Here is a 6,915-nt window from a genome sequence, read left to right as displayed (position 1 = left end):
TCACTCCGAAAAGTGACGCTGCGCTGTTGTTTCCAATCTTTCAAAGAACTTCTAAATTACCTTCTTCTAATCCCCCGCTTTTTCAGCGGGATGCAAAAGTAACCAACTATTTTTTATTCGCCTAATTTAATTTGAAAAACTAAAAATATATTTCTTATGTTTTTCTAAATCTTACATGGCTTTTATTTTTAAGAACTATCCCTTTTTTATTTGGGAGTGCGAAGGTAAGGGCGATCACTGTATCATCCAAATTTTAGTGAAAATAAATACCTGTTTTTTCAAAATTAAATTTACAAAATCAAAAAGTATATAAGCAAAAGCCGCTTAAAATCACCTGGGGCTTAGTGTCTCCTAAAAATAAGATTGCCTCAAATCCTTTTCAGTAAAGGATTTGAGGCAATCTTAAAACTCTGTGTTTTAATTAGAAACAAGCAGAAATGAAATTCTGCACCAGGCCATAACCCTTACTAAAATTTTCAAAATTAATTTATGAAACCTTCATTTAGTTATTGCTATTGAAGTTTATTTTGGAGGAAATTCTTACACCCTAAACATCCATCGGTGATTATCGGGAGCTTCCCCATATTTAATTGCATCCATCCTCAACTTTATTTCGGGTGCAATGGTCCATTTATCCACGTCAAATGTCATTGCAAAATCTTTGTACTTCAATTCCTTGATTAATGAAATAGTTGCGGCAGTGCCCGTTCCAAAAATTTCGTTTAACTTCTCTGACTTATAAGCATCCATTATCTCGTCAATACTTAACTTTCGTTCTTCTACTATATATCCCATTTCTTTCAAAATTGCCATTGTGCTATCTCTTGTAACACCTGCCAAAATAGTTCCATCTTCTAAACCGGGGGTTATCACTTTATTATCGATAATAAAAAAAGCATTCATGGTGCCACATTCCTGCACGTATTTATGTTCAAAAGCATCCATCCACAAAACCTGGTCGTAGCCTTGCTTTTGGGCTAAGGCAGATGGATGTAATGCACCCCCGTAATTTCCGGCGGCTTTTGCATTTCCATAGCCTCCCTGTACAGCCCTTACATATTTTTCTTCTACATAAATTCGCATAGGTGCCGCATAGTAAGGTCCTGTGGGGCTAAGGATGATTAGGAATTTGTATTTGTCACTTGGCCTCACTCCTATTGCCGCATCACTGCTAAACATAAAGGGTCTGATATATAATGAGTGATTTGGTTTCGCCGGTATCCACTCTTTATCCATTGCAATTAACTGCCGTAATCCTTCAATAAATATTTCCTCGGGAACAACGGGCATTTCCATTCTTTCTGCGGAAAGGTTAAACCGCTTGAAATTATCATATGGCCTGAAAATAGATGCATTACCGTCTGCGTCTTTATACGCTTTTATTCCTTCAAAAATAGCCTGCCCATAATGTAAAGAGGCTAAAGATGGGGCAAGTGATAATGGCTGATAGGGTTTAATGGATGGTATTTGCCATTCACCGTTTTCATAATCCACTTCCAGCATATGATCGGTGAAATATTTACCGAAGGGCACATTATCCAAACTAATCCCGTCCAGTTTACTTTGATTTACTTTGGTTATATTAAAATTTTCTGAAGCTATCATAATCCTTAATTTTACAACAAAGAAACAAAAAAACACATAGTAAAGTTCCATGAGTTTAGATAATATTCAACTGACACCATTTTTATTACAGGAATTATTTAAAAAATCATTGATTGAATTGGATGCTTCGGAATTACATGAAGAAAGGAGATCCGCTTCTTCTTTTACTATATTGGGCAATAACCGCAAAAGGATTATCATACTTGTGGCCGATGACGAAACTTTATATCTACCAGATGAACAGTTGAATTTTTTATTGGGTATTTTATCTGCCTGTGGTTTAACAATGGAGGATGTAGCAATTGTCAATACAAAAAAGAATAGAAATCTTACTTACAAAGCCATTGAACTTGAATTAAAAGGAGCGAGCATTCTTTTATTCGGAGTAAGCGCTGCACAGATTAACCTGCCTATTGAATTTCCTCATTATCAGGTTCAATCTTTTAACAACCAAACTTATCTTGCTGCACCTGTTTTACAGGAGATACAGAACAGTAAAGAGGAAAAAACAAAACTCTGGAACTGCCTGAAACAATTTTTTGCTATCTAATTTATTATGAAAAAACTCATTTTTGCAACCAATAACCAACACAAGGTTGACGAAATAAAAGTTGTATTGGGAAATCTTTTTGTTATCACCACTCTGCAGGAAGCTGCTATTGATATTGACATTCCAGAACCACATGATACGCTGGAAGCGAATGCTACTGAAAAATCATTCACTATTTACAAACTTACCAATCAAAATTGTTTTAGTGAGGATACGGGATTGGAAGTGCCTTTTCTTAATGGTGAGCCTGGAGTAAAAAGCGCCCGGTATGCCGGTGACAACAGATCGTTTGAGGCAAATATTGATAAACTGCTTAATAACATGATCTCTTCGCTTAATAGAAAGGCACAGTTCCGGACAGTAATATCACTGATATTAAATGGAAAAGAAATACAGTTTGAAGGAATTTGTAAAGGTGTAATTTTAAAAGAGAGACGAGGTGGTAAGGGTTTTGGATATGATCCTGTTTTTGTGCCCGAAGGCAGCAAAAAAACTTTTGCTGAAATGACCATGGAAGAAAAGAATCATTTCAGCCATAGAAAAAAAGCAATGACAAAAATGATTGAATTTTTAAAGATTTCCTGACAGATATTTACTCTAATAGTTTATGATTGAAGTGGACAATTCACCCTTATAGGAACACCCCAGTCTTCAATCTTTTCACACACAACGATTTAATATTTGAAATCTATCGATGGCGAGAATAAAAATTACAGTACCACCAAACAAGATTTATACCGTTAGCATTCCGGTAAGAATCAATGATATCAATTATGGCAATCATGTTGGCAATGATACATTTGTTTCTATCCTGCACGAAGCCAGGGTACAATGGTTAAGTTGCCATCATTTTACTGAACTAAATATAAATGGAGTTGGAATAATCATGAGTGACCTTGCGCTTGAATTTAAACAGGAATCATTTTATGGCGATATTATTGAAGTGCAGTTAAGTTCAGGTGAAATATCAAGCGCCGGTTTTGAATTGTTTTATCAGCTTTTTACCTGTAGAAATGGAACGCAGCAATTACTGGCTAATGCGAAAACTGGTATGGTTTGCTACGACTATTCAAATAAAAAAGTTAGTGCAATACCTGATGCTTTAAAAACATTATTGACGGATAAACCTTCTTAACCTGTGTTCCATATTTTCCAGCCAGCTTCCGCCTGAAGTATCAGCATCTCATAGCCATTTTTTACCAAAGCACCTTTCTCTTCCCCAATTTGCAGAAATAAAGTTTTAGCTGGTTTGTACACCAGATCGAATAAATAATGCTGGGCAGTTATAAACTGGTATGGAATGAGCGGGCAATAATTATCATTGGGAGACATACCTGCAGGTGAACAATTTATTATAACAGGGTGTGCATCCATTACAGATTCCTTAATCATATTGTAACTGATAAAACCAGGCTGAAGATTTTCGCTTCTGGAAACTACTAAAAATTCGATACCCAGTTTTCTTAAAACATATTGCACCGCTTTTGACGAACCGCCGGTTCCCAATACCAATGCTTTTTTGTGAGATGGTTGTAATAGTTTGCAAAAAGATTGTTCAAAACCAATGATATCAGTATTATAAGCAATTAACTGGTTGCCACTTATTTTTATACAGTTAGTGGCACCAATATCTTTAACCTCTGCGGATAATTGGGTGACAAATTTTAATACCTGTTCCTTGTAAGGGATGGTTATATTTAATCCTTTCAAATCCGGATTATTTTGTAGTAACGCAGGAAACTGACCGATGTGTGCAATTGCAAATGTTTCGTATTTACAATCACTTTTTTCTTCTCTTGCAAATTTTTCTGTAAAATATTGTTTTGAAAAAGAATGCCCCAATGGATAACCAATCAGTCCGTATAAATTCATTATTGAATTATTTATTCAAATAGAGTTCGAAAGTATCGCCGCGTAGCCCAATGCGCATGGCTTCTAAAGGAATCACTTCTGTCGGGGCTATATTACCGAGATTAACATTGCAACCAATCAGTTCAAGAAAGTAAAGCTGTTGTGCTTTTTGAGGCGCTTCCCACAATATTTTATCTTCTGGTATCTGTGTTAATATTTCCTGTACCAGGCCTTCTCTTACTTCACCACTACCCCGATAGATACCTACGTTTCCGGATTCCCTTGCTTCTGCAATAACGTAAGTTGAACCAGCCTCTAATTCGGCCCGCATTAATTCTATCCACTTATAAGGAGGAATAATATGTGCGGCATCTTTACTGCCCACTTCGCTGAGTACAATAAAATTTTTAGCTAATTTTTCGATATAGCCACATTTTTCTGTGTGAGGAATCGTAACAGAGCCATCGCTGACCTCAATATATTTAATGCCGTAATCGGTACATACTTTTACATAATCATCAAACTGATTACGAACCAGAAAAGCCTCAAATAATGTACCGCCAAAATATACCGGAATATCATACGAACGGTAAACATCTAATTTTTCTTTAAGGGTCGGCGTAACAAAGGCTGTTCCAAAACCAAGCTTAACAATATCAACATGTGGATGGGAAACACTCATAAAATTTTTTGCTTCTTCTACACTTAATCCCTTGTCCATTATCATTGTAATACCGTGGGCACGTGGCTTTTTATGGCGTTCAGGTATTTGAGAAAGGTTAAAATTCATGCTGCTTTTTTTTTGATTGGCGCAAAGATAACTATTGAGTACTAATAGTTAATAAATGCAGCAGCAGAAAAAAAGTTAGATAGATTTATTACGCTTGAACCTTGCGATAACATCAACAACCTGCTGATTTTGTAAAATAGCAGGATTTAGTTCAATAAATTTTTTCACCAGTTTGGGGTTTTTATCCATTCCCAATTCTAAATGAATAATAGCATCTTTGGATTTACCTGCTGCCAAAAGGAAAGCACTTTTATAAAAAAGGAAGATAGGTTTTGCGTTGGTTAATTCAAGTGCATGCTCTACATATTCTAGTCCCTCATCAAAACATTTAGCGTGGTACAAACATTTTAATAATTCAAGCCATCCATTACTGTTTTTAGGCTTATTGCGTACTACATTTCCAAAATACTGAACAGCCTCTTCTATTTTTCCCTGTTCCATATAGCACTGCCCCATAGCCAAATTATATTCTGGCTGCAATCTGTGAATACGCATCGCAATATGCAGATTTTTTATTGCACTGTCCCAAACACCTTCATTCATGTAAGTAACTGCAATTTTATAAAACAACTGGCTATCGTCCTGGTTTAAATGTGTTGCCTTGCGGTAATTTAATCTTGCCAAAGCATAGTTATGTAATTTGTCGTAAGCATGTCCGATGGCTTCATAAATAACATCTTCAGGTCTTGCAAGTTCAAGTACCTTCTGCAACACTTCAATAGCTTCTTTATATTTCCGTAATCTCAGATAGGCATCCCCCATATTTCGCCAGGCATAATCAAATTTTTCATCAATGGCCACTGCATACTGATAAGCATCAATTGCCTTTTCGTATAACTTAATTCCCTGGTAAGCTGCGGCCAGGTTAAACCAGGCTAATTCACTAAAAGGAAAATCTTCTATAATTGTTTGGTGTAACCTGATACCCTCTTCATTTCTGCCGGTGAAATCAGTCCAGAAACATATTTTATACAAAGCTTCTTCGTTGTTTGGATCTATTTCCAAAATCATTTTCAGACAATCAAAAACCTTATCAAAATTTTCATAGTCATCGTATACATCTGTTAATTCAAAAAGTAATTCCAGTTTTTCATCTCCTTCAAAATAATTTAAAGCAGTTTCGGATACTAAGGCGGCTTTTTCCTGCTGATCTAACGCCAGGTAAGCGTCTGTTTTAAGAATGTATAAGTTTATATCGCTGCTGTCTAACACTTCAGCCTGTTCCAGGTAATACAATGATTCCTTATATTTTTTTGCAGCAATCAAAAGGTCGGCCCGTTTTATTAGTAAGGCAGAAGAATAAGGGTATTGATTAACGGCATACTCTGTAACTTCCAGCGCCTGAATTAATTCATCTTTTTCATCAAAATAATCAATGATTTTTTCGAAGGCATCCTCTTCAATAAAAGAGTGACTTCGGCCTCTTTTAAGGTTATCATACTGTTGTAATAACTCCTTTAATTCTTCCCTGTCCTGACGGTATGGATACTTACTCATGCGCTTATAGGTTAGTGTAAAGTACATTATTTTAAATAAACTGTCAAAAAAAAGTAATGTTTAATTCAGAAGCTGTTTGCATTAATTAAAATATTTTTCAAGTTGCATAAACAAGATGCCCAAAGGTATGCCGATGAACGGATTGCGACGCAACGATGATGCTATAAAAGACTAAAGCTGGTATTAAGAAATTAACCCAATGGTTTCCTGGCGATACATTTAACTGATTATAAAGATTTGTATTAATGGTATACACAAGCAATAAACCGCAAAAAGCAAGCACAATGTAAAAAACGAAAGCAGCAGTAAAGCCGTTAGTATAAAAAGTGAAAGCGCATAAGGAACAAAATTATTTTTAATGGTTACTATGTGCAGCTACCCCAAAAAAGGGTGAAAAACAGAAGGCACAGACCAATAAAACTTTAGGATTATAAAAATGTAATGATTAACAGCGATACAATATTTTTTATTTTGATTTTTAAGAATTACTTACAAAGGCGATATGCCTGCTATCCGGCGACCAGCTATTGACATTGATTGTTCCTTGTCCGCCAAACAAATAAGCAATTACTTTTGGGGCGCCGGGTGAAGTTAACTTCATTAAACGAAGGGTTACTTCTTT

7 protein-coding genes are annotated in these 6,915 nt (G+C 35.7%); 3 read left to right on the top strand and 4 right to left on the bottom strand.

The genetic code is table 11. From position 1 onward, the window contains the following. Positions 1 to 540: 540 nt before the first annotated feature. Entirely contained in the window at positions 541 to 1,605 is a 1,065-nt protein-coding gene (locus tag H7254_RS20925) for a branched-chain amino acid aminotransferase (protein ID WP_301934825.1), read from the bottom strand. A gap of 49 nt (positions 1,606 to 1,654) precedes the next feature. Between H7254_RS20925 and H7254_RS20920 the strand changes: the two genes are divergently transcribed. From H7254_RS20920 to H7254_RS20910, 3 genes are all read left to right on the top strand, one after another. After that, a complete protein-coding gene (locus H7254_RS20920; protein WP_301934824.1) occupies positions 1,655 to 2,155 on the top strand; it encodes a hypothetical protein in 501 nt (166 codons plus the stop codon). Between the two features lie 6 nt (positions 2,156 to 2,161). Beyond that, positions 2,162 to 2,740, top strand: a complete 579-nt coding sequence (rdgB, locus tag H7254_RS20915; protein ID WP_301921035.1) for an RdgB/HAM1 family non-canonical purine NTP pyrophosphatase — start codon at positions 2,162 to 2,164, stop codon at positions 2,738 to 2,740. A gap of 109 nt (positions 2,741 to 2,849) precedes the next feature. After that, positions 2,850 to 3,290, top strand: coding sequence for a thioesterase family protein (locus tag H7254_RS20910; RefSeq protein ID WP_301934823.1), 441 nt, complete (start codon positions 2,850 to 2,852; stop codon positions 3,288 to 3,290). On the opposite strand, the gene H7254_RS20905 is transcribed toward H7254_RS20910, so the two are convergent. From H7254_RS20905 to H7254_RS20895, 3 genes are all read right to left on the bottom strand, one after another. Next, positions 3,287 to 4,027, bottom strand: coding sequence for a shikimate dehydrogenase (locus H7254_RS20905; protein WP_301934822.1), 741 nt, complete (start codon positions 4,025 to 4,027; stop codon positions 3,287 to 3,289). The two genes, H7254_RS20910 and H7254_RS20905, sit on opposite strands and share 4 nt — an antisense overlap. Before the next feature lie 7 nt (positions 4,028 to 4,034). Then, the gene (locus H7254_RS20900) at positions 4,035 to 4,796 is read right to left on the bottom strand and encodes a phosphosulfolactate synthase (RefSeq protein WP_301921032.1); all 762 of its coding nucleotides are present in this window, start codon (positions 4,794 to 4,796) and stop codon (positions 4,035 to 4,037) included. Between the two features lie 75 nt (positions 4,797 to 4,871). Then, positions 4,872 to 6,293: a lipopolysaccharide assembly protein LapB gene (locus tag H7254_RS20895; protein WP_301934821.1), complete on the bottom strand. Its 1,422-nt coding sequence runs from the start codon at positions 6,291 to 6,293 to the stop codon at positions 4,872 to 4,874. Positions 6,294 to 6,915: the final 622 nt, after the last annotated feature.

The sequence above is a fragment of the Ferruginibacter sp. genome (assembly GCF_014377975.1).
Lineage (GTDB): Bacteria > Bacteroidota > Bacteroidia > Chitinophagales > Chitinophagaceae > Ferruginibacter.
This window is presented reverse-complemented; position numbering and strand designations above follow the sequence as displayed.